This window comes from Embleya sp. L77 (assembly GCF_055557415.1).
In genome coordinates this window covers 5,301,054-5,321,830 of sequence record NZ_CM145709.1, presented here as the reverse complement: position 1 = coordinate 5,321,830, position 20,777 = coordinate 5,301,054, and the positions used below count along the sequence as shown (strand labels likewise).

Annotated in this window: 16 protein-coding genes; 3 read left to right on the top strand and 13 right to left on the bottom strand. The window is 71.9% G+C overall.

What is annotated here, in order from left to right:
- Positions 1–58 precede the first annotated feature (58 nt).
- The 7 genes from ACZOOI_RS22850 to ACZOOI_RS22820 all read right to left on the bottom strand — a co-directional run bounded on the left by ACZOOI_RS22850 (position 59) and on the right by ACZOOI_RS22820 (position 8,187).
- Positions 59–619: a hypothetical protein gene (locus ACZOOI_RS22850; RefSeq protein ID WP_465277556.1), complete on the bottom strand. Its 561-nt coding sequence runs from the start codon at positions 617–619 to the stop codon at positions 59–61.
- Positions 604–1,578 carry a ParA family protein gene (locus ACZOOI_RS22845; protein ID WP_020555592.1) on the bottom strand — a complete coding sequence of 325 codons (975 nt, stop codon included), beginning with the start codon at positions 1,576–1,578 and terminating at the stop codon, positions 604–606. The genes ACZOOI_RS22850 and ACZOOI_RS22845 overlap by 16 nt, the downstream gene beginning before the upstream one ends.
- A 354-nt stretch (positions 1,579–1,932) precedes the next feature.
- Positions 1,933–2,832 carry a tyrosine recombinase gene (locus ACZOOI_RS22840; RefSeq protein WP_465277555.1) on the bottom strand — a complete coding sequence of 300 codons (900 nt, stop codon included), beginning with the start codon at positions 2,830–2,832 and terminating at the stop codon, positions 1,933–1,935.
- 377 nt (positions 2,833–3,209) lie between these two features.
- Positions 3,210–4,325, bottom strand: coding sequence for an alanine dehydrogenase (gene ald / locus ACZOOI_RS22835; RefSeq protein ID WP_465277554.1), 1,116 nt, complete (start codon positions 4,323–4,325; stop codon positions 3,210–3,212).
- Between the two features lie 200 nt (positions 4,326–4,525).
- On the bottom strand, positions 4,526–6,586 hold the full coding sequence (locus tag ACZOOI_RS22830) for a tetratricopeptide repeat protein (protein ID WP_465277553.1): 2,061 nt from the start codon (positions 6,584–6,586) through the stop codon (positions 4,526–4,528).
- 254 nt (positions 6,587–6,840) lie between these two features.
- On the bottom strand, positions 6,841–7,482 hold the full coding sequence (locus ACZOOI_RS22825) for an NUDIX domain-containing protein (RefSeq protein ID WP_465277552.1): 642 nt from the start codon (positions 7,480–7,482) through the stop codon (positions 6,841–6,843).
- Between the two features lie 195 nt (positions 7,483–7,677).
- The gene (locus tag ACZOOI_RS22820) at positions 7,678–8,187 is read right to left on the bottom strand and encodes an ATP-binding protein (protein ID WP_465277551.1); all 510 of its coding nucleotides are present in this window, start codon (positions 8,185–8,187) and stop codon (positions 7,678–7,680) included.
- Positions 8,188–8,372: 185 nt separating this feature from the next.
- Here ACZOOI_RS22820 and ACZOOI_RS22815 point away from each other — a divergent pair, with 185 nt between their 5' ends.
- The gene (locus ACZOOI_RS22815; RefSeq protein WP_465277550.1) at positions 8,373–9,260 is read left to right on the top strand and encodes a helix-turn-helix domain-containing protein; all 888 of its coding nucleotides are present in this window, start codon (positions 8,373–8,375) and stop codon (positions 9,258–9,260) included.
- The gene (locus ACZOOI_RS22810; RefSeq protein WP_465277549.1) at positions 9,253–9,435 is read left to right on the top strand and encodes a DUF397 domain-containing protein; all 183 of its coding nucleotides are present in this window, start codon (positions 9,253–9,255) and stop codon (positions 9,433–9,435) included. The genes ACZOOI_RS22815 and ACZOOI_RS22810 overlap by 8 nt, the downstream gene beginning before the upstream one ends.
- A gap of 113 nt (positions 9,436–9,548) precedes the next feature.
- Here ACZOOI_RS22810 and ACZOOI_RS22805 read toward each other — a convergent pair whose 3' ends face one another.
- A complete protein-coding gene (locus tag ACZOOI_RS22805) occupies positions 9,549–11,225 on the bottom strand; it encodes a CTP synthase (protein ID WP_465281263.1) in 1,677 nt (558 codons plus the stop codon).
- A gap of 637 nt (positions 11,226–11,862) precedes the next feature.
- Between ACZOOI_RS22805 and ACZOOI_RS22800 the strand changes: the two genes are divergently transcribed.
- Complete coding sequence (locus ACZOOI_RS22800) at positions 11,863–13,683, top strand: glycoside hydrolase family 15 protein (protein ID WP_465277548.1); 1,821 nt, start codon at positions 11,863–11,865, stop codon at positions 13,681–13,683.
- 495 nt (positions 13,684–14,178) lie between these two features.
- On the opposite strand, the gene ACZOOI_RS22795 is transcribed toward ACZOOI_RS22800, so the two are convergent.
- The 5 genes from ACZOOI_RS22795 to steA form a co-directional block, all read right to left on the bottom strand.
- A complete protein-coding gene (locus ACZOOI_RS22795; protein WP_465277547.1) occupies positions 14,179–15,312 on the bottom strand; it encodes a glycosyltransferase family 4 protein in 1,134 nt (377 codons plus the stop codon).
- Positions 15,296–17,239, bottom strand: a complete 1,944-nt coding sequence (murJ, locus tag ACZOOI_RS22790) for a murein biosynthesis integral membrane protein MurJ (RefSeq protein WP_465277546.1) — start codon at positions 17,237–17,239, stop codon at positions 15,296–15,298. Before murJ ends, ACZOOI_RS22795 begins: the two co-directional genes overlap by 17 nt.
- Positions 17,240–17,369: 130 nt before the next feature.
- Positions 17,370–18,305 carry a hypothetical protein gene (locus ACZOOI_RS22785; RefSeq protein WP_465277545.1) on the bottom strand — a complete coding sequence of 312 codons (936 nt, stop codon included), beginning with the start codon at positions 18,303–18,305 and terminating at the stop codon, positions 17,370–17,372.
- Complete coding sequence (locus ACZOOI_RS22780; RefSeq protein WP_465277544.1) at positions 18,302–19,459, bottom strand: copper transporter; 1,158 nt, start codon at positions 19,457–19,459, stop codon at positions 18,302–18,304. Before ACZOOI_RS22780 ends, ACZOOI_RS22785 begins: the two co-directional genes overlap by 4 nt.
- Positions 19,456–20,631, bottom strand: a complete 1,176-nt coding sequence (steA, locus tag ACZOOI_RS22775) for a putative cytokinetic ring protein SteA (protein ID WP_391586897.1) — start codon at positions 20,629–20,631, stop codon at positions 19,456–19,458. The genes ACZOOI_RS22780 and steA overlap by 4 nt, the downstream gene beginning before the upstream one ends.
- Between the last annotated feature and the right edge of the window lie 146 nt (positions 20,632–20,777).

Sequence of the window (20,777 nt, the reverse complement as noted above, 5' to 3'; positions counted from 1 at the left end):
CTCGGGGGACCGGCGGGTCCGTCGAGACTTCGCGAAGCGGGGTTCGCTCGAATGTCGCTCAAGAGCCACGCAGTCGACGGACGAGAATGCTCGCCTCACCGCGCGCCTCCAGGTCGGCCAGGACCACCGCGACCGCCTCACGCACTATCCGACCGCGGTCCACGGCCAGGCCGTAGTCGCCGCGCAGGCTGAGGCGTGCGTGTTCGAGGTCCATCAGTTCCTCGGCGGACACGTAGACGGTGATCTTCTCGTCGTGTCGCTCGCGCCCGCTCGGGCGGCGCTGCGCACGGGTACGGCGGTGTGCCGGGCGCGCGTTCGGGTCGACACCCGCGGCGGCGGACATCGAGGACGCCCCCGACGGTGTGGGCGCCTCGCGGCGGCCGGGCACGGGATGTTGCACGGCGTGCTGTTCGGCCTCGCCGGGACCGCCGTCCGAACCGGACGACTCGTGTCGTTCGGTGCTGTCGGAACCTGCTCCGACCGGCGGAACCTGCGCGGGTACGGTGCCGCGGGGCTCTGCCGAATCCCCGCCGGCGCTCTGCTGCTGTTGCCGCAGCATGGCGCCACCGGTGGTCCGGAACAGCTCGTCGGCACCCGGGAGACTCACTCGGCGCGACACCGGGCGAGCACCTCCCTGGCCAGTTGGCGATAGGCGGCTGCGCCCACCGAGTTGGAGGCGTACGTGGTGATCGGTTCGCCCGCGACGGTGGTCTCGGGGAACCTGACGGTGCGTCCGATCACGGTGTGGAAGACCTGGTCGCCGAACGCCTCGGTGACGCGGGCCAGCACCTCCCGGCCGTGCACGGTGCGCACGTCGTACATCGTCGCCAGGATGCCGTCGAGCACGAGGTCGGGGTTGAGCCGCTCGTGCACCTTCTCGATCGTCTCGGTCAGCAGCGCGACCCCGCGCAGTGCGAAGAACTCGCACTCCAGCGGCACGATGACGCTGTTCGCCGCGGTGAGCGCGTTGACCGTGAGCAGACCGAGCGAGGGCTGACAGTCGATGATGATGTAGTCGTAGTCGTTGACCAGCGGCCGGATCGCGCGCGAGAGCGTGGTCTCCCGGGCCACCTCGGTGACCAGCTGCACCTCCGCCGCCGACAAGTCGATGTTGCTGGGCAGCAGGTCCATGCCGGGGATGATCGTCTTCAGCAGGACGTCGTCCGCGCTGAGATGACTTTCCATCAGCAGGTTGTAGACCGTGAGTTCGAGTTCCATGGGGTTGACGCCCAGGCCCACCGACAGTGCGCCCTGCGGGTCGAAGTCCACGAGCAGCACTCGTCGACCGTACTCGGCAAGCGCGGCACCCAGGTTGATGGTCGACGTGGTCTTGCCGACGCCGCCCTTCTGGTTGCACATCGCGATGATCTTCGCCGGGCCGTGTTCGCTCACGGGCGCCGGAATCGGGAAGTACGGGAGGGCGCGGCCGGTGGGTCCGACCCGCTCACGGCGTTGCGTGGCGGCGTCGGGGGCGAGAGTCGCGGCGTACTCCGGATCCGGTTCGTAGTCCGCGTCGGGGTCGAACGGTCCGCCACGCAGTTCCTCGGCGTAGCGCAACTCGTCGTCGTAGTAGTACATATCGTAGGCGTACTCGTGCGCGTCCGGACCATCGAGCCCGTCTTGCCCGGCCTGACCGGCCGGGGCCGTCTGGCCCGCCTGGACGGCGCTTTCCGTGCGCGCCCCCTGCTGGTCCTGCGGGCCGTCGGCGGGCCCGTAGGAAGAGGTAGTCGGCGCTGCACGGCCCGGCGCCGCCCCTGGCTGGGCACCCCCGGGAGCAAATGTCGACTCGTTCACAAGTCGTCTTACCTCCTTGCCGACCAGGTCATTTCTTGCTTCGTCAGCCTGAATCCTTGCCGACGGATCGCGACTCTATGGCGTTGCGGACGGTCGCAGCAAGGCGAACCGCCCGACGCATGCAACATGTGAGGCGATCTAGTCAAGCGCCCGAGGGTGGGATCCTGCGTACACCTGACGAGGTCCGTCGGGGGTTTCGCGCCCGTAGACCCGGGTCGTGGACACCGAGGAATGACCCAGGAGTTCCTGGACGACCCGGACATCGGCCCCACCGTCGAGCAAATGCGTGGCGAACGAACGCCGCAGCGTATGCGGGGAGATGGGGTCCGGCAGCGCCGCCCGCGTGGCGGCCTTCCTGAGCACGACCCAGCCGCTCTGCCGTGACAATCCGCCGCCTCGCGCGTTGAGAAAGACGGCGGTGCCGCCGCACCCGGCGGCGGCGAGTTCGGGGCGGGCCCGGACCAGGTACACATCGAGCGCGTCCAGGACGGACGCACCGAGCGGCACCACCCGCCGGCGACCACCCGGGCCGGCCAGGCGGATGGTCCGGGCGGCCAGGTCCAGGTCGTCCAGGTCCGCGCCGACCGCCTCCGACACCCGCGCGCCGGTGCCGTACAGCAGTTCGAGCAGCGCCCGGTCGCGCGGCCCGTACGGTGCGGCACCCGTCGAGGCGGCGGCGAACAGCGCCTCGACCCGCTCGACCGACAGCGCATCGGTGCGGCGCGGCGGCGGCGCGCCCGGATGCACGTCGTGCGCGACGTCGACCGCGACCAACCCCTCGCGCAGCGCGAACCGATGCAGCCCGCGCACCGCGACCACGGCCCGGGCGACCGACGCCTCGGCCGGTCCCGCGGCCCGCAACCCGTCCACGAACGCGGTCACGTCCTCGCCCCGCACCTCCGCGAGCGCGCGCACCCCGCAGGCATGCAAATAAGAGAGGTAACGTCGAAGATCCCGCCGATAGGCAAGCAGCGTGTTCCGCGCCACCCCACGCTCACCCGTCACATGGGCCAGATAGGCCCCGACCACCGCATCCACAGCCCCATTCTGCCCCCCAAAACACCACATGCCGTACACCCACGCCATTGGGGATGTACGGCATGCAACGCCCTACGCAAACGCCAACCATCACGACCCACGAGCCACAGACCCCGGCCTGAAGCCAACCCGAGACCCGCAACCCTCACGCCCGAGCAAGCCAACCCAGCCCGTCCGGCGCTTGAGGACACCCGAGACCGCAACCCCCAAGCCCGAGCAAACCAACCCAGCCCGTCCGGCGCTTGAGGACACCCGAGACCCGCAACCCTCAAGCGCCGGCCGAGCAAATCCAGCCCGTCCGGCGCTTGAGGACAAGTAGCCCAGGCCAACCGATCCAGCCCGGCCGGCGCCTGAGGCCATGCGCGTGAGGCCGACCGTCAGCCCAGGATGTCGTCCAACGACACAGCCGGCAGGCCAAGCGCCTCGCCGACCGCAGCGTTGGTGAGCCGACCCTCGTGCGTCGACAGACCGAGCGCAAGCGCCCGGTCGGCCTTGGCCGCATCGCGCCAGCCCCGGTTCGCCAGCTGCACGATGTACGGCAGCGTCGCGTTGGTGAGCGCGTAGGTCGAGGTGTGCGGCACCGCGCCCGGCATATTCGCGACGCAGTAGAAGATCGAGTTGTGCACCTTGTACACCGGGTCGTCGTGCGTCGTGGCGTGCGAGTCCTCGAAGCAGCCGCCCTGGTCGATCGCGATGTCGACGAGCACGGAGCCCGGCTTCATCCGCGACACCAGCTCGTTGGTGATCAGCTTCGGGGCCTTGGCGCCCGGGATCAGCACCGCGCCGATGACCAGGTCCGCGTCCAGCACGGCCTTCTCGATCTCGTACGTGTTCGACGCGACGGTCTGCAGGTGGCCCTGGTAGATCCGGTCGGCGTCGCGCAGCGCCTGGATGTTGCGGTCCAGCAGCAGCACCTCGGCCTGCATGCCCAGGGCGATCGCCGCCGCGTTCATGCCCGAGACGCCGGCGCCGATCACGACGACCTTCGCGGCGTAGACACCGGAGACGCCACCCATCAGGGTGCCGCGACCGCCGCCCTGCGCCATCAGGTGGTACGAGCCGACCTGCGGCGCGAGCCGACCGGCCACCTCGGACATCGGAGCGAGCAGCGGCAGTGCGCCGTTGGGCAGCTGCACCGTCTCGTACGCGATGGACGTGGTGCCGGCGTTGAGCAGGGCCTCGGTGCACTCCTTACCCGCGGCGAGGTGCAGGTAGGTGAAGAGCGTCTGGTCCTTGCGCAGCCGTCCGAACTCCGACGCGATCGGCTCCTTGACCTTCAGAATCAGGTCGCCGGTCGCCCAGACGTCGTCCGCCGTGGGGAGAATGGTCGCCCCCGCGGCCACGTACTCCTCGTTCGGGATGGACGAGCCGACGCCCGCGTCGTGCTCGATGTAGACCTCGTGACCGTTGCGCACGAGCTCGTGCACGCCGGCGGGCGTGATCGCCACGCGGTACTCGTGGTTCTTGACCTCGCGGGGGATACCGACCTTCACGGCTATCAAGTCCTGTCGACAGAGGGTTGGGCACCAGCGAGCCCGGGCATGCGAATGCACGCCGTACCTCGTGGTGTTCCTAGCTTAGTGCGGCTGGAACGCCCCGCCAACCTTACAAAGTGGCAGTGAGGGGGCTACCGCTTGTCTATTTCGTAGGTTGCGCCCGAGATAAGGGACGAGAGCGAGTACCCGCGGCGGCGCTATTCGTCACCCAGAAAGCGGCGGACCTCGTCCACTTCCGGCGCGCCCGCGTCCACGAGCAGGGCCAATGCCTCCCGGCGGCGCGAACGGGCGTCCCGCACGTCGCCGGCTTCGAGTGCCAGCTCGGCGCTCTGCAACAGGGCGAGTGCCTCCAGGCGCTCGTCGCCCGCCGCCCGAAACGCCTCCATCGCGTCCCGGTAGACCGCGAGCGCCTCCTGCGCCCGCCCCGCCTCGCCGAGCACGGCGGCGATGTCGGTCAGCACCCGGCCGATGTCGGCGGGGTTGCCGATCCTGCGGCGCACCCCGAGTGCCGCCCGGTGGTCGCGGACCGACTGTTCGAATCGGCCCATCCGCGCATGCAGCCGGCCCAGGTGGGACAACACCCGCGCCTGGCCGGCCGCGTCGCCGATGGTGCGGCGCAGCAGCAGCGAGCGGTCGTACCAGTCCGCGGCACGTTGCAGGTCGCCCAAGTCGGCGTAGGCGTTGCCGAGGTTGACCATCGCGCGGCCCTCGCCGGCCGGATCGCCCAGTCCGCGGGAGACCTCCAGGGCCGCGCGGTAGCAGGACAGCGCCTCCTCCAGTTCCTGGCGCGCGACGTGCAGGTTGCCCAGGTTGAGCAGGGCGACCGCCTCCTGCCGGCCGGAGCCGGCCCGGCGTGCGGTGGTCAGCGCGAGTTCGTGCAGTTCGCGCACGTCGCTCCAGTGCGCCCGGCGATCCAGCAGCCGGGTCAGCACCGAGACCAGCCGGCGGGTGGCCGCGTCCAGGCCGGCGGCCGCGGCGACCCGGGCGGCGGCCAGCAGCTCCGGCCGCTCGTCGCGCAACCACGCGCGGGCCTCGTCGGCGGACTCGAAGCGCACGTCGGCGCCCGGGTCCGGGCCGTCCGCGCCGACGATGATCCGCTCGGCCGAGCGGGCCAGCCGCACGTACCGGTCGAGCAGGCGCACCCGTGCGTTGCGCCGCTCGCCGGGCCGCTCCTCCGCGTCCAGGCGTTCCTGTACATAACCGCGTACCAGGTCGTGGAAGCGGAAGCGGCCGGGCACCGAGCCCTGTTCCAATAGGTGCAGCTCGCGCAGCTCGACCAGCGACCGGGTGGCCGCGTCGGGCCCGCAGTCGGCGAGCGCGGCGGCGGCGTCCGCGCCGAACTCGCGCCCGGGCACCAGCGCGAGCAGCCGCAGCAGCCGCGCGGCGGAAGGCACCAGTTCGCGGTGGATCAGCGAGAAGCACGCCCGCACCGCGAGGTCGTCACCGGCCTGCTCGCGCAACCGCAACCGTTCGGCCCGCAACCGGCGACCCACGTCGGCCATCGCGTAGCGCGGCCGGGCCCGCAACCAGGCACCGGCCATCCGCAGCGCGGCCGGGTGGAAGTCGCACAGGGCGGCCAACTCGTCCGCGGCACGCGGATCGCACGCGACCCGGGTGTGTCCGGCCAGGTTGCCGAGCAGTTCGGCCGAGGCGCGCCCGTCCAGCATGTCCAGCGCACAGGTGCGCACGGCCGCGGCCCGGCCGAGGCCGGTGAGCGGGGACACCGAGGTGATCACCACGAGCGTGGTGGGACTCTCCGGGAGCAGCGGGCGCAGCTGCGCGGTCCCGGTCACGTCCTCGAGCAGGATCAGGAAACGTTTCCCGTCCAGGTGCTCCCGAAAGAGCCGGATCCGCTCCTCGTGCGCGGAGGGTATGGCCACCGTGCCCAGCGCGTACAACAACGATTCGAGCACGTCGCCGGGCGGGATCAGCTCACCGCGCGGCCCGGTGAGCCGGGCGTACAGCCGGCCGTCCGGGAAGTGCGGGGCCAGCCGGTGGGCGAGCCGGACGGCGAACTCGGTGCGGCCCACGCCGACCGGTCCGGTGATCGCGACCACCCGGTCCCGGGGCAGCCACACCGTGCGGGTGGTGCCCGGATGCTCGGGGTCGGTCGGCGCGAGCTGCGCCGGGATCGCCGCGCCGGGTCCGGTCACCCAGCTGTAGAGGGTGTCGAGTTCGTCGGTGCGGCCGACGAAGTCGGGCCCTCCGGGCGGAAGTTGGTCCACGATCGCGGGCAACGCCTCGACCGGCGCGCGCATTCCGGGGACCAACCCCTCGGCCGTCGCGCACCCGACCCCGGACTCCCCGGTCACCGCCACCGCAGACGCCCCCTGTCTCACCCACACCCATCGCGCAGATTACGGCCACGCACCGGCTCGGGAGGTCCGACTCGCCAACCCCGAGGCGCCAATTCCGCAGCCGTGCGACCCCGAGGCGACGAGTGGGGGGTGGGCACAGGAGTCCCCGGCCCACCGAGATCCGCCGGACACGGCCCGGACGCGACCGCAGCCCGTCAGTAGGGCCGAGCAGGCCAGGGCGCATCCGCCGCCCGGAGCGCGTCCAGGCCGTCCCCGGCCAACGCGGCCGAGAGCGCGAGGGCGCCCGACACCAGTATCGGGTTGTGCAGTTCGCCCGCGAGGATCCCGGCGAGCGCCTCGTCCAGCGGCAACCAGGCCAGTTCCATCCCGACCTCCTCGTGCTCGACCGCGAACCGCTCGGCCCGCGACTCGGCCAACCCGCGGGCGAGGAACACCCGGATCGCCTCGTCCGACGAACCGGGCGTCGTGTAGAGGTCCACCAGCACATTCCAGGTGCCGGCCTCGTGGTGGGCCTCCTCGAACAACTCCCGCTGGGCGGCGTGCAGCGGGTTCTCCCCCGGCACGTCCAACAGTCCGGCCGGGATCTCCCACAACTTGTGCCGCACCGGGTGGCGATACTGGCGCAGCACCAACAGCCGGCCCTGGTCGTCCAGCGCCACCACACCCACCGACCCGGGATGGTCCAGGTAGTCGCGCCGCGCACTGCTGCCGTCCGGCATCTCGACCACGTCGCTGCGCATCGACCAGACCCGCCCCTTGAACGGCGTCTCGCTCTCCGCGACGGGCCACGCCTCGGCGGTGTCGACGATCCTCGCCCGAGTGCCCGGGTCGTTCACGATGCGCTCCCCTTCAACAGCCGCCGGCCGAATACCGCCGTCCCCATCCGTCAGCCTAATGCTCCCGGATCACCCCACCCGGCTCCGACAAGCCAAAGCCTGGGCACAGCCCGCACCCGGACGCGTGCCGATGGTTCCCGGCCCCCGGATCGGTCGGTGCATCGCCCTGCACCCATCCGTCGCCGCGGGCGGTCGTCATGATGCCTCCGAAGGCCGATCAACCACCGCAGCACGTACATCGAACGCAGCGCCGAACAGCCCGCCCTCACCCGCGCCCTCCGCAGCCGACGGCACCCGGAGCCGCACCGCGACCAATTTCCCTCCGGCGGCCCGCATCCAGGTGAACCCGTCGGCAAGCCCGAGCACGATCGCCAGCCCACGCCCACACTCGAAGTCGAGGCCGGGGTCGGGGTCGGGGTCGGCGGCCCGAATCCTCGGACACGGCATGGGGTCGTAGTCCCAGACCGCCATCTCGAACTCCCGCCGCTGCCACGTGAGAATCAGCCGACACTCCTGCGGCGCGCCCACCTGCGGCCGCGCGTGCACGACGGAGTTGGTGACCAACTCGGACACGATCAGCAGCGCCCCGTCCCGGACCCGCTCCGGGAAGCCATGCCCTATGCAGAAGCCCCGGACGAGACCACGAGCCGTCTTGACGGAGTGGACGGACAACGGAAGGTCGAACTTCTGGGCACACGGCTGCACGGCAGCTCCCGAGATGTGACGCCAAGGGGAAGTGTTCGGACATCACTCACCGCTTCCACGCGCATGCAGTGAGTGGCATGAATCACCATCCTCTGATTCATGAAACACGTCAAGTCTCTGAAACAAAGCGGCCGTTACTCGCGTACGAACGTGCCCGCGTAGCACACTGTTCGCCGAGGAGGACCATGACCATCACGACGGAAGACCAGTTCAATCTCGGAGTGGAACTCCGACGGCTGCGCACGGGGGCGGGGCACACGGTCCGAAGCGCGGCACCGCTGGTCGGAGTGTCGGGTGCGTCGATCAGTCGCATCGAGAACGGGCAACGCACCTGCTCCGACGACGAGATCGAAAAGTTTTTGGCCACCTATCAGGCGTCGGCCGAGCAGCGCGCACAGGTTCTGCGACTACTGGAGGCGGCCAAGGCCGGCAGCGCCATCGACGAGGGGGCCTGGTGGTCGCGATTCGCGGACGTGCTTCCCGCGGGACTCCTGGAGCACATCAAGCTGGAGGACCGCGCCCGGTCTTCGACCGAGGTGCAGATGACGATCGTTCCCGGGTTGTTGCAGACGGAACGGTATGCGCGGTGGATCACGAACCGCACATACGTCGGTCCTTCGGCGGACGAAGTGGTGCTGGCGAGATTGGAGCGGCAGGCTCGTTTGACGGCCGATCCGCCCCTCGATTTCACGGCGATCATCACCGAGGCTTGTCTGCGAACGGAGGTCGGCGGCCCGCACCTGATGCGAGATCAGATGAAGCGCCTCGTCGAACTTGCGGGGCGGGACAACATCGAGATCATCGTCATCCCGTTTGCAAGTGCGGCAGACGCGGCACTCGCGTCCACTTTCACCCTGTTCGAGGAAGTGGGGAGTGGACGGCCCAACGGGCTGCCCGCCAAGAGTGCTCTCGCCGAAGAAGGCGCCATCGTCATTCGCGCGATCACCTGGGATCGGGCATACGTGGAGCGGGCGCGAGGCGTGATCAAGCACCTCCGGCAGGCGGGGCTCGAACCGGACCAGTCCATCGAGATGATTCAGCAGTACGTATCGATTTGGGGAGAACGTGATTAACGAACTCGGGAAGCACGCCTGGCGCACTTCTTCGTACAGCCAGAACGACGGTGCGTGCGTCGAGGTCGCGCCCGATCGCGACGTCGTTCGCGCGCGGGACTCGAAGGTGGCCCCGGGCCCGGTGCTGGGCTTCGGCGAGGCGCCCTGGGCGCGCTTCGTGAGTGCGCTGAAGTAGCGGCCGTCCCGACCCGACAACCCGAGGAGCCACCCGCCCCGATGATCGGGCGGGTGGCTCCTCGGCGTCGGTCTATCGGCCCGGCGGCCTGTCGGTCGGGTGCCGGCGATGCGTCAGGAGGTGGTCTCCGGGACGCGGTCCTCGCCCTTGATACGGCGGACCGCGGCCGCGACCAGGCCCGCGAAGAGCGGGTGCGGGCGGGTCGGGCGGGACTTCAGTTCCGGGTGGGCCTGGGTGGCGATGAAGTACGGGTGCTGCTCGCGCGGCAGTTCCACGTACTCCACCAGGCGGCCGTCGGGCGAGAGGCCGGAGAAGACCAGGCCGGTCTGCTCCAGCTGCCCGCGGTAGGCGTTGTTGACCTCGTAGCGGTGCCGGTGCCGCTCCTCGGACTGCGCCGTGCCGTACACCTCGCGGGCGATCGAGCCCTCGGCCAGGTCCGCCGTGTACAGGCCGAGCCGCATCGTGCCGCCCAGGTCGCCCTGGCCCGCGACGATGTCGAGCTGGTCGGCCATGGTCGCCACCACCGGGTGCGCGGCCTCGGGGTCGAATTCGAGCGAGTTCGCCCCGGCCAGGCCCGCCAGGTTGCGCGCGGCCTCGATCACCATGCACTGCAGGCCCAGACAGATGCCCAGGGTCGGGATCCGGTGCTCGCGGGCGTACGCGATCGCCTGCACCTTGCCCTCGACGCCGCGGTCGCCGAATCCGCCGGGAATCAGCACCGCGTCGCAATCGCCGAGTTCGCGCGCGGCGCCCTCGGGCGTCGCGGTGTTGTCCGACGTCACCCACTTGATCCGGGTCCGCACGTTGTTCGCGAAGCCGCCCGCGCGGATCGCCTCGGTGACCGAGAGGTAGGCGTCGGGCAGGTCGATGTACTTGCCGACCAGCGCGACGGTGACCTCGCGCTCGGGCTGGTGCACCCGGCGCAGCAGGTCGTCCCACTGGGTCCAGTCCACGTCCCGGAAGTTCAGCCCGAGCCGGCGCACCACGTACGCGTCCAGGCCCTCGGAGTGCAGGACCTTGGGGATGTCGTAGATCGACGGGGCGTCGATGGCCGCGACCACGGCCTCCTCGTCCACGTCGCACATCAGCGAGATCTTGCGCTTGATGTCCTGCGGCACGGCCCGGTCCGCCCGCAGCACGATCGCGTCCGGCTGGATGCCGATGCTGCGCAGCGCGGCGACCGAGTGCTGGGTCGGCTTGGTCTTCAGCTCGCCCGAGGGGCCGATGTACGGCAGCAGCGAGACGTGCAGGAAGAACACGTTGTCCCGGCCGACCTCGTGCCGGACCTGGCGGATCGATTCGAGGAAGGGCAGCGACTCGATGTCGCCGACGGTGCCGCCGACCTCGGTGATCACGATGTCCACGTCGTCCACGGCCATGGCCCGGATCCGCGACTTGATCTCGTTGGTGATGTGCGGGATGACCTGCACGGTGTCACCGAGGTACTCGCCGCGCCGCTCCTTGGCGATGACCGTCGAGTAGACCTGACCGGTCGTCACGTTGGCCGAGCCGTGCAGGTCGACGTCGAGGAAGCGCTCGTAGTGGCCGACGTCCAGGTCGGTCTCGGCGCCGTCGTTGGTGACGAACACCTCGCCGTGCTGGAACGGGTTCATCGTCCCGGGGTCGACGTTCAGGTAGGGGTCGAGCTTTTGCATCGTGACCCGCAGGCCGCGCGCCTTGAGGAGCGCTCCGAGGCTCGACGCGGTGAGCCCCTTGCCGAGCGAGGAGGCAACGCCTCCGGTGACGAAAAGGTGCTTCGCCTGCCGGGTGCGACTGGGCGTCTGAGGCACTGCCAAGGAGGGGCTCCCGTGGTTGCGATCGAGGGGATTTCGAAGGGGATGCTGCTGGGCCGATGCGGGCCCGGAACAGTCCCACCAAGTCCACGGGATACCAGCCTAACAGCGTCCGGGGTCGAGGTCCCGCACCCGGTGCGGAACAACTGCGACACCCTACGGCGATTGCCCAGAGTGACAACGCACGGGAGATTCCGGGCACATGCCGTCGGATCGGCCGAGTCGGATTCGACACAGAGTCAACGATCGGTTCGGCGAAAGCAGGCACGTTTCAGCACCCGCGGCGCACTATGCTACGCAGGCGGCGCACGAGCCTCTCTCCGTTCGCCGACACCTGCGCGCAGCGGAAACCACGCGCGCGACGGGTGCGCGTCCCCCGGATCCCGACGGGACGACATTTCGGGAGCACCGGTCGATTCGACCACCGTTTGGGCGGTCGATCACGCGCGCGTGGTGCACTCTGGAATGAATCGATCAACCGTCGATCAGAACATGTCGATCGGCGAGCGCGGTACGCACACGAACACAGCACGCGCGAGCCAAGGCTCGTGCAAGCCGGCCCCTCAGCCGAACCCGGTACGCACGACGGGACGACCGGCACCATCAGGACGACCAGGAACGGAAAGCGTTGCCCGTGACCAGCCGCATCGAGGACTACGCCCTCATCGGGGACATGCAGACCGCCGCTCTCGTGGGCCGTGACGGTTCCATGGATTGGCTCTGCCTCCCCCGCTTCGATTCCCCCGCCGTGTTCGCGGGCCTGCTCGGCAGCGAGGAACACGGCTCATGGCGGGTCGCGCCGCTCTCCGGCGGTCCCGCGACACGCCGCCGGTATCGCGGCGACTCGCTGATCCTCGAATCGGAATGGGAGACCCCGCGGGGGACCGTTCGAGTGATCGATTTCATGCCTCCGGCGGACGCACTGGTCGGCGCGCCGGTCGTGGTGCGGATCGTGGAGGGCGTATCGGGCCGGGTTCCGGTCCGCTCGGAGCTGCGCATGCGGTTCCACTACGGCAAGGTCGTGCCGTGGGTGCGCCGCGAGGCGGACGGCCGCACCGTGGCGGTGGCCGGCCCGGACGCGGTGTGGTTCGCCAGTGACACCGAGACCTACGGGCGCGGATTGACCACCTATTCGGACGTCACCCTCGGCGAGGGCGACCGGGTCACCTTCACCCTCACGTGGCACCCCTCGCACGTCGAGGGCCCGCTGCCCACCGACGCGCTCGCGGCGCTGGCGGACACCGAGGCGTTCTGGACCGACTGGATGACCCGCTGCACCTACCGGGGCCCGTGGCGCGAGCCGGTGGTGCGCTCGCTGATCACGCTCAAGGCGCTCACCTACGCGCCGACCGGCGGGATCGTCGCGGCGCCCACCACGTCGCTGCCCGAGGACGTGGGCGGGGTGCGCAACTGGGACTACCGCTACACGTGGCTGCGGGACGCGGCGATGACCCTGGGCGCGCTGCTCAAGACCGGATTCGTGGACGAGGCCAAGGCCTGGCGCGAGTGGCTGCTGCGGGCGGTCGCGGGCGACCCGGAGAACCTGCAGATCATGTACGGCGTGGGCGGCGAGCGCCGACTGACCGAGTACGAGGCGACCTGGCTGCCGGGCTACGAGGGCTCGCACCCGGTCCGGATCGGCAACGCCGCCGCCGAGCAGTTCCAGCTCGACGTCTACGGCGAGGTGGTCGACGCGCTGCACCTGGGTCGGGTCTCCGGCATGGAGGGCAACGACCACGCACACGCGCTCCAGCTCAAGCTGATGGACTACATGGAGCAGCACTGGCGCGACCCGGACGAGGGCATCTGGGAGGTCCGCGGGCCGCGCCGGCACTTCGTGCACTCCAAGGTGATGGCCTGGGTCGCGGTGGACCGCACCATCAAGATGCTGGTGGACGAGCCGATGGCCTCGGACACCGAGAAGATGCTCGAACACCTCAGGGGGGTGCGCGAGGAGATCCACCGCGAGGTGTGCGCGTACGGGTACGACGCGGACCGCAACACCTTCACCCAGTACTACGGCTCGACCGAGTTGGACGCGTCGCTGCTGCTGATCCCACAGGTGGGCTTCCTGCCGCCGGAGGACAAGCGGGTGATCGGCACGATCGAGGCGATCCAGCGCGAGTTGACCGAGGACGGCTTCGTCCGCCGCTACCCCACCAACGGCACCAGCGTCGGCCTGGACGGCCTGCCGGGCGACGAAGGCGCCTTCCTGGCCTGCTCGTTCTGGCTCGCCGACGACCTGGCGATGATCGGCCGGGTGGAGGAGGCACGCGAGCTGTTCGAACGCCTCCTCGCGCTGCGCAACGACCTGGGCCTGCTCGCCGAGGAGTGGGACCCGCGGCTCCAGCGCCAGGTGGGCAACTTCCCGCAGGCGTTCAGCCACGTGCCGCTGATCGACACGGCCCTGCGGCTGACCGCGACGATGCGCGCCGAGGCGTCCGAGCAGGACTGATCGCGGCGACGCGGTCGGCGGCGCGCGGCGACGGGACATCGCGCGGGCGGAAGGCGCGGACGGGGCGGGTTCGGTGGGCGCGCTGTGCAGGTGTGCGCACCGGTTCCCGGTGGTGTCTCCCGACACCATGACCCGCGAACGTTCCACGACCACAGCGACGGGCGGCGAGCCGATCGGCTCGCCGCCCGTCGCGTCGTTCGCCGTCGCTGCCGCGGGCCGGCGGCGGCGCCCGCTCGACTACGCGACCGCCGGGGCGTTCCTCCCGGACGTGGGCTCCTGTCCGGGCCGGCGGCGGCGCCCGCTCGCCCCGGGCGCAGGCGACTGCGAGACGGTCGGTGATTCGCGCCGCCGGTCGGGCCGGCGTTCGGCAGGCTGCCGGGCCACGCTCGTGCTCGCGCCGGGCCGTCGGGCTCCTGGGCTACCCGGCGGGCCGCGACCGGCCGGGTGAGGGAGCGGGTGTGGTGGCGCGTGCGGGCCCCACGAGGGGGCCCGGCGTCATACCGGGCCGAGTTCCTCGTAGATGCTCAGGACCTGGGCGATGGTCTCCCGCTCGTCGGGCCAGGTCGCGGCCTGGGCCCGGCCCGCCTCGACGAGTTCGGCGCGCCGGTCGGGGTCGTCGAGCAGGTCGCGGACCGCCGCGGCGAGTTCGTCGGGCCGACCGGGCGGGACCAGTACCGCCGCGTCGCCGACCAGTTCCGGGATGCCGCCGACGTGCGTGGCGACCAGTGCCACGCCGGTGCGCAGTGCCTCCTGGGCGACCAGCGCCCGGGCCTCCCAACGGCTGGGCAGGACCGCGAGATCGGCGGCACCGAGCAGGTCGGCCACGTCCGCACGATGACCCAGCAGGCGAACCGGCAACGACTCGGCGTCGATCCGGTCTTGGAGCGATTCCCGCAGCGGCCCGTCTCCGGCGATCACGAGCAGCGGCACCGGTTGTTCGTCCAGCCACTGCCGCGCGGCGTCCAGGAGCACCGGGTAGTCCTTCTGCGGGGCCAACCTGCCCACGGCCACCAGCAGCGGCCGGTCGCCCGCGTCGAATTCGGCCCGCACCGCGGCCCGGTCCCGCTCGGCCGGCGGCAGCGGCGGGGCCGATACCGGCCCGAGCCGGGCATCCCGCGCGCCGACCTGCCTGGCCCGGTCGACCAGATCGGTCGAGGCGCCCAGGACGACGTCGGCGGCCCGTACCGCCCGGCCCTCCAGCACCCGGGTCAGCGCACCCTTGGCACCACCGACCAGGACGGCGTTGTGCAGGGTGAGCACCAGCGGCCTGCGGCGTACCCGATGCCGGCCGAGTGCGTTGCCCGCCGCCAACCCGGCGCGCAGCCCGTGCGCGTGCACCACGTGCGCGGGCGCGCAGGCCGCGCGCAGCTCACGCAGCGCCGCCCGATCGGTGGGCCGGGGGGCCGAGCCGATCTCGACCGCCCGAAATCGCGCGCCGGTGCCCGCGAAGTCGAAGTGCTCCTCGGTCGAGGCCGGGCCGCACACGGTCACCGCGACCCCGCGCCCGACCAGGCCGGCGGCCAGCGAGCGCACGTGCGCGCCGATCCCGCCGGTGGACGTGGCCAGGACAAGGACGGCCCGCAGCCGGGCCGGCTCGGTGCGCTCTCGCGACTCAGTCGTCGTGTCCACGTCGCTGCTCCCCTTCCGATTCGGCCGCCCGCCGCCCGCGCAGCGTGGCCCTGACAGCCTCGCCGACGGTCACGGATACGACTCCCGCGAACACCAGGGTGCCCACGATGGCGGCAACCGCCGCGATGATCAACGTGAAGACGATGCCGCCGGTCCCGAATGCCCGCGACGCCCCGAACCCGGCCGCCCCGCCGGCGAACGCGGCCACCACCGCCCAGGCCGCCGGCTTGGCCATCGTCGCCCCGGCCAGTGCCCGCGGGCCGGCCGTGCGGACCACGGCATAGGCCAACAGCACCCCGGCCACGGTCATCCCGATCGAGTTGCCCAGGCCGAGCGCGGCCACCGTCCAGCGGGCGGGCAACGCGAAGGCGAGCGCGACGTCGGCGACCACGACCACCCCCCACCCGGCCACCACACAACCGGCGGCGGCGCGACCGTGGCCGGAGGCGTTCAGCGCGCGGCCCAGGTGCGCGGTCAGCGCGTACCCGATCAGTCCCGGCGCGAACGCGGCCAGCGCCCAGGCCATGTGCTCGGGCTCGGTGGAGCCGGCCATGAACAGCGCGAAGAACCGCCCCAGCGGCGCGGCGGCGGCCAGCAGCAGCGCGGTGCCCGCCGCGCCGACCAGGAGCACGGTGCGGGTGGTCGCGGCGACCGCGTCCGCGAACGCGTCCCGGTCGCCGTCGTGCGCGTGCGCGCTCAGGCGCGGGAAGGCGGCGGTGGCGATCGGCACCGCGAGCACCGCGTACGGGAGCAGGTAGACCATCCACGTGGTCTGGTAGACGACCAGTGATCCGTGCGTGCCGCGCCCGTTGGCGAGCAGGATCACCGCGATCGTCGCGGCCTGCTGGGCGATCAGCGTCGCGACGCCGGCCAGCGCGAGGGTGCGTACCCGGTGGGCCACACCGTCCGGGAAGCGCAGCGTGGGGCGCAGCCGCAGGCCGGTCGAGCGCAGCGGCACGACGGTGACCAGCGCGAGGGCCAGGACGCCGGCGGTGGTGCCGAGCGACAGGGTCAGTTCGGCGCCGCGCGGCAGGGTGGCCGGGTTGTCCAGGTCGACGTCGTACCGGTTCGCGAAGAGCAGGTAGCTGCCGGCCACGACCAGGCTGGACACGAGCGGCGCGAGCGTCCCGGCCAGGAACCGGTGATGGGCCTGGAGGATGCCGCCGGCGACCACGGCGATCCCGTACAGCAGCACCTGCGGCACGAACACGAGCAACATCCGGGACGCGACGTCCGCGACGCCGGGGCCGTCCGCCTTGCCGGCCAACAGCAGTTCGGCGATCGGGCGGGCGAGCAGCGCGCCGAGCAGCACGATCGGGGTCAGCACCAGGACGACCCAGGTCAGCAGCGCGGACGCGATCCGCCCGGCGTCCTCGCGCGCACCCTTGGCCACCGGCCCGGCCAGCACCGGCACCACCACGCTCGCCAGCGCCCCGCCGGCGACGATCTCGAAGACGATGTTGGGCACCGAGTTGACCGTGCTGTACGCGGTGCCCAGGACGGTGTCGCCCACCGTCCCGGAGAACACCAACTGCCGCCCGAACCCGGCCAGCCGGGCGAACACGGTGACCACGGCCATCAACGCGGCGGCACCGGCGATGCCCCGGACGACACCACGGGCCCGGGTGGCGCCGGGGGGTGGGGCGTCGGGTCCGGTGTCTCGGGGCGCGGCCTCGGACCCGGTCTCGACGGGCGGGATGTCGGGCCCGGCGTCGGGGGACGCGCCCCGGGACCCGTTCGCGCCCGGCGCCGCGTCGGGGCCGGTCTCCGCGGGCAGGGCGTCGCGGGACGCACCCCGGGAGCCGGTCCCGCCGGGCACGGCGGCGGATCCGGCGTCGCGGGGCGCGCCCCCGGACCCGGTCTCGACGGGCGTGCCGTCCGCCTCGCTGCCGTTCGATCGGCGCGGGCCGCCTCGGGTGGCCGTCACCCGTCGACCGGACCCGTCGGAAGCGAAGAGCGGGTCCGGTCGGTCGGGGCGGCACGTCGGGTCGGCACGCCTCGCGTACCGCTCGTCGGCCCACCCCGGCGCACGCCCACAGGCCATCGGTCGTTGCCGGTCATGCCGGTGCGACGGCTCCCTCGGCGGCCGGCAGGCCGGGTGCCGGGGTCGCGGCGGGCGGGCGGCGGCCGAGCATGTCGATCGTGTTCAGCGGCCGGTTGCCGGCGATGACCTTGGTGAAGCTGACCTTCTCGCTGGCCGCGGTGAACGCGCCGAGTACGAGCACCTTGGCCAGCAGCCCCTTGCGCCCGGAGCCGGCCGCGAGGGCCACGCCCAGGGCCGCGCCCAGCGCGTTCGCGCCCGCGTCGCCGAGCATCGACTTCTCGGCCAGGTCCTCCGGCAGCAGCGCCGCCGCCGCGCCGACCGGGGCCGCCGCGAGGGCCGCCGCCGGGCCGCCCCGGAGCAGCCGCGGCGCGCCCGCGATCAGCACCGCCTTGGCCGCGCGGCCCGGCCGCAGGTCGAACAGGTTGATCAGGTTGGCCGTACCCGCGACGACCACGCCCGCGAGCAGCTTGTCCAGCGGCCGCCGCTGCACGAGCGCGCCCGCCGCGAGGCCGGCCACGCCGAGTCCGACGATCTTGACGCCACCGCTGGTCAGTTCGCCCTTGGCGAGCGCGCCGAGGTGGCCCTTGAACCCGCGCCGATCGCTCGACCCGGCCATGTCGTCGTACGTGCCGAACCCGGCCCCCGCGACCGCCGCCAGCACGCCGGCCGCCCGCCACCGACCGGGCACCCCCGGAGCGCACACGGCGGCGACGGCCGTGCCGACCGCCGTCGCGGGCCCTTCGAGCAGGGTCAGCACCTCGCCGCGGTGGTTGCGCCGCTCCCACAGCGCGGCCTCGCCCGGCGGGCGGCGGGTCAGCGCGGCGTACGCGGCCCGGGCCGCTCCGGTCGCGGCCAGCGCGGTCACCAGGCGGCCCGGCCGGCAGCGGCGGGCCGCGACCGGGGCCCCGGCGCGGTCGGCGACACGGGCGGGGGCAGCGGCCTTCGTCACGACGTCTCCTTCTTCGGCAGCTCCGGCAACGGACCGTCGGTGGTGCCCGTCGTCCCGTATTGGCCGGAAGTACCCTGCTTGTCCTCGACCACCAGGGACCACACGACCGCGACCTGACCCACGGGCGTGTCGGCGGTGTCCACGGTGGAAACGGCCTTGGCGGTCTGATCGTTACGGCGCAGCGCCCAGATCACGCCGTTCTCCTGCGCGGCGGACGCGGCACCGGCCACGACCGTACCGTCGTCGCCGGTGTCCAGGGCGCGCGCGAGCGAAAGATGGATGTTGTTGATCCGACCCGGATCGTCCCCGCCGGTGGCCCCGGACGGCGCGACGATCACGACCAGGTCGGCGCCGGTGGCGGGGTTGTCCTTGACGTCGACGAAGCCGGCCTCCTTGAGCTTGGTCAAGGTCTCGGTCGCGGCCTGCGTGTTGTGCGTCGCGGGGGTGGTGGTGCCGTTGTTCTGGTTGGTGTTCTGGCCGGGCGTGCCCTGTCCCGGGGTGCCCTGCCCCGGCGTCTGGCCGCTCGGCGGCGCGGACGTGGTTCCGGCACCGGTCGGCGGCGTGCCGGACGCGGGCGTTCCGGTGGGCGGCGTGCCGGCCGGCGTACCGCTCGCGGGCGGCTGGGTCGAGGACCCGCCGGGCGTACCGGTCTGCGCCGGCGGCAGCGTCTCGGTGATCGCGCCCGCCAGCACCCGCGCCGCCCGATCGGTCGCCGACCCGGTCGGGAAGGCGGCGGCGTTGGCGCCGAGCGCGGTGACCAGTTCGGCCTCGCGCTTGGGGTCGGTCCACGCGCCCTTGATCCCCACCTGGCCGGTGACCGTCGCGGACGCGCTGTCGAGCAGCTTGACCATGCTGTCGGTCAGCTTGGTGTCCGCGCCGGGCAGCGCGACCACGACCGCCTTGTGGCCGGCGAGCTTGCCCTTGACCAGCTCGGGCCCGACGGTGTTCATGATGCCGTTCAGGTACCGGGTACCGGCGTTTGCCCGATCGAGTTCGCGACGCAGCCCTTCGTTGTTCCGGGCCAGGTCCTGGACCTGCGTGTCGAGCCCGGTGACGGCCGCCTCCTTGAGGAAGGACGCGCCGAGTACGAGCCCGACCGACAGGGCCAGGAAGACCGCGATGATGGAGACGACGTGATATCTGAAGTCGATCAACTGAACAGTCCCTGGAGCCAGTAGACGAAGGCGTCCCACTGTGCCCCGAACACGTGGAAGTACGCGCGCCCGAGCGGGGTGACCCGCACGGTGACCGCGATGGTGACCAGCGCGGCGAGGCACAACATGAGCAGCGAAGTCGTGGAGATGCGGCTGCGGTACAGACGGCTGACGCCCTTGGCGTCCACGAGCTTGCCGCCCACCCGCAGCCGCGTGAGGAAGGTGCTCGCCATGCCGGCCCGGCCCTTGTCCAGGAACTCGACGAGCGTGAGGTGCGTACCGACCGCGACGATCAGGCTCGCGCCGCCGTCGTCGGCGAGCAGCATCGCGATGTCCTCGCTGGTCCCGGTGGCGGGAAAGGCGATCCCGTCCACACCGAGTTCGTCGAGGCGTTCCATCCCGGGTGCGCGCCCGTCGCGGTACGCGTGCACGATGATCTCCGCGCCGCAGCGCAGCGCCTGATCGGACACCGAGTCCATGTCGCCGACGATCATGTCGGGCTTGTAGCCGGCCTGAAGCAGCGCGTCGGCGCCGCCGTCCACGCCGATCATCACCGGGCGGTACTCGCGGATGTACGGTCGCAGCGCGGCGATGTCCTCGCGGTAGTGGTAGCCGCGGACCACGATGAGCACCTGACGGCCGTCGATCCGGGTCCGGATCTCGGGGACGCCGACGCCGTCGAGGAGCAGTTCGCGCTCCTCGCGGATGTACTTGAGGGTGTTCTCGGCGAACGCCTCGATCTGCTCGGACAGCCCGGCACGGGCCTTCTCCATCGCCGCCGCGACCGATTCCGCGTCGAGCAGGGTGCCGACGGCGATCGGGTCGTCGCCGCGATAGAGCACGTTGTCCTCGACCCGGACCAGCTCACCCTCGCGGATCCGGTCGAGCACGCTCCCGCCGACGGCGTCCAGGAGCGGTACGCCCGCCTCCACGAGCAGCTGCGGCCCGATGTTGGGGTAGCGCCCGCTGATGCTCTCGGCGGCGTTGACGACGGCGGCCGGTCGGCACTTGACCAGCGCCTCGGCGGCGACCCGGTCGAGGTCGCCGTGGTTGATGATGGCGATGTCCCCGGGCCGAAGCCGCTTGGTGAGGTCCTTGGTACGCCGATCGACCCGGGCAAACGAACCGGTGACCTCGGTATGCCGTCGACGACGAAGCGCGGGAATCCTCACCGGCGCAATCCTGCCATGCGCGATATTTCTCGGCGGCCTCCGGCCGCTCCGGGAAACGGCCCTTCGGGCCGCTACGGCGGCTCCACCGCTCTCCTCGCAAGCTCGTCGATCCCCGGTCGACGATCAAGTCGTGGGCGCTGACGCGC

What these genes read in the sequence shown, in the direction of transcription:
- ACZOOI_RS22845 (WP_020555592.1), bottom strand. Translation starts at nt 1,578, where the DNA reads ATGTACTACTACGACGACGAGTTGCGCTACGCCGAGGAACTGCGTGGC.
- ACZOOI_RS22830 (WP_465277553.1), bottom strand. Translation starts at nt 6,586, where the DNA reads ATGCGCGCGCCGGTCGAGGCGTTGCCCGCGATCGTGGACCAACTTCCG.
- ACZOOI_RS22815 (WP_465277550.1), top strand. Translation starts at nt 8,373, where the DNA reads ATGACCATCACGACGGAAGACCAGTTCAATCTCGGAGTGGAACTCCGA.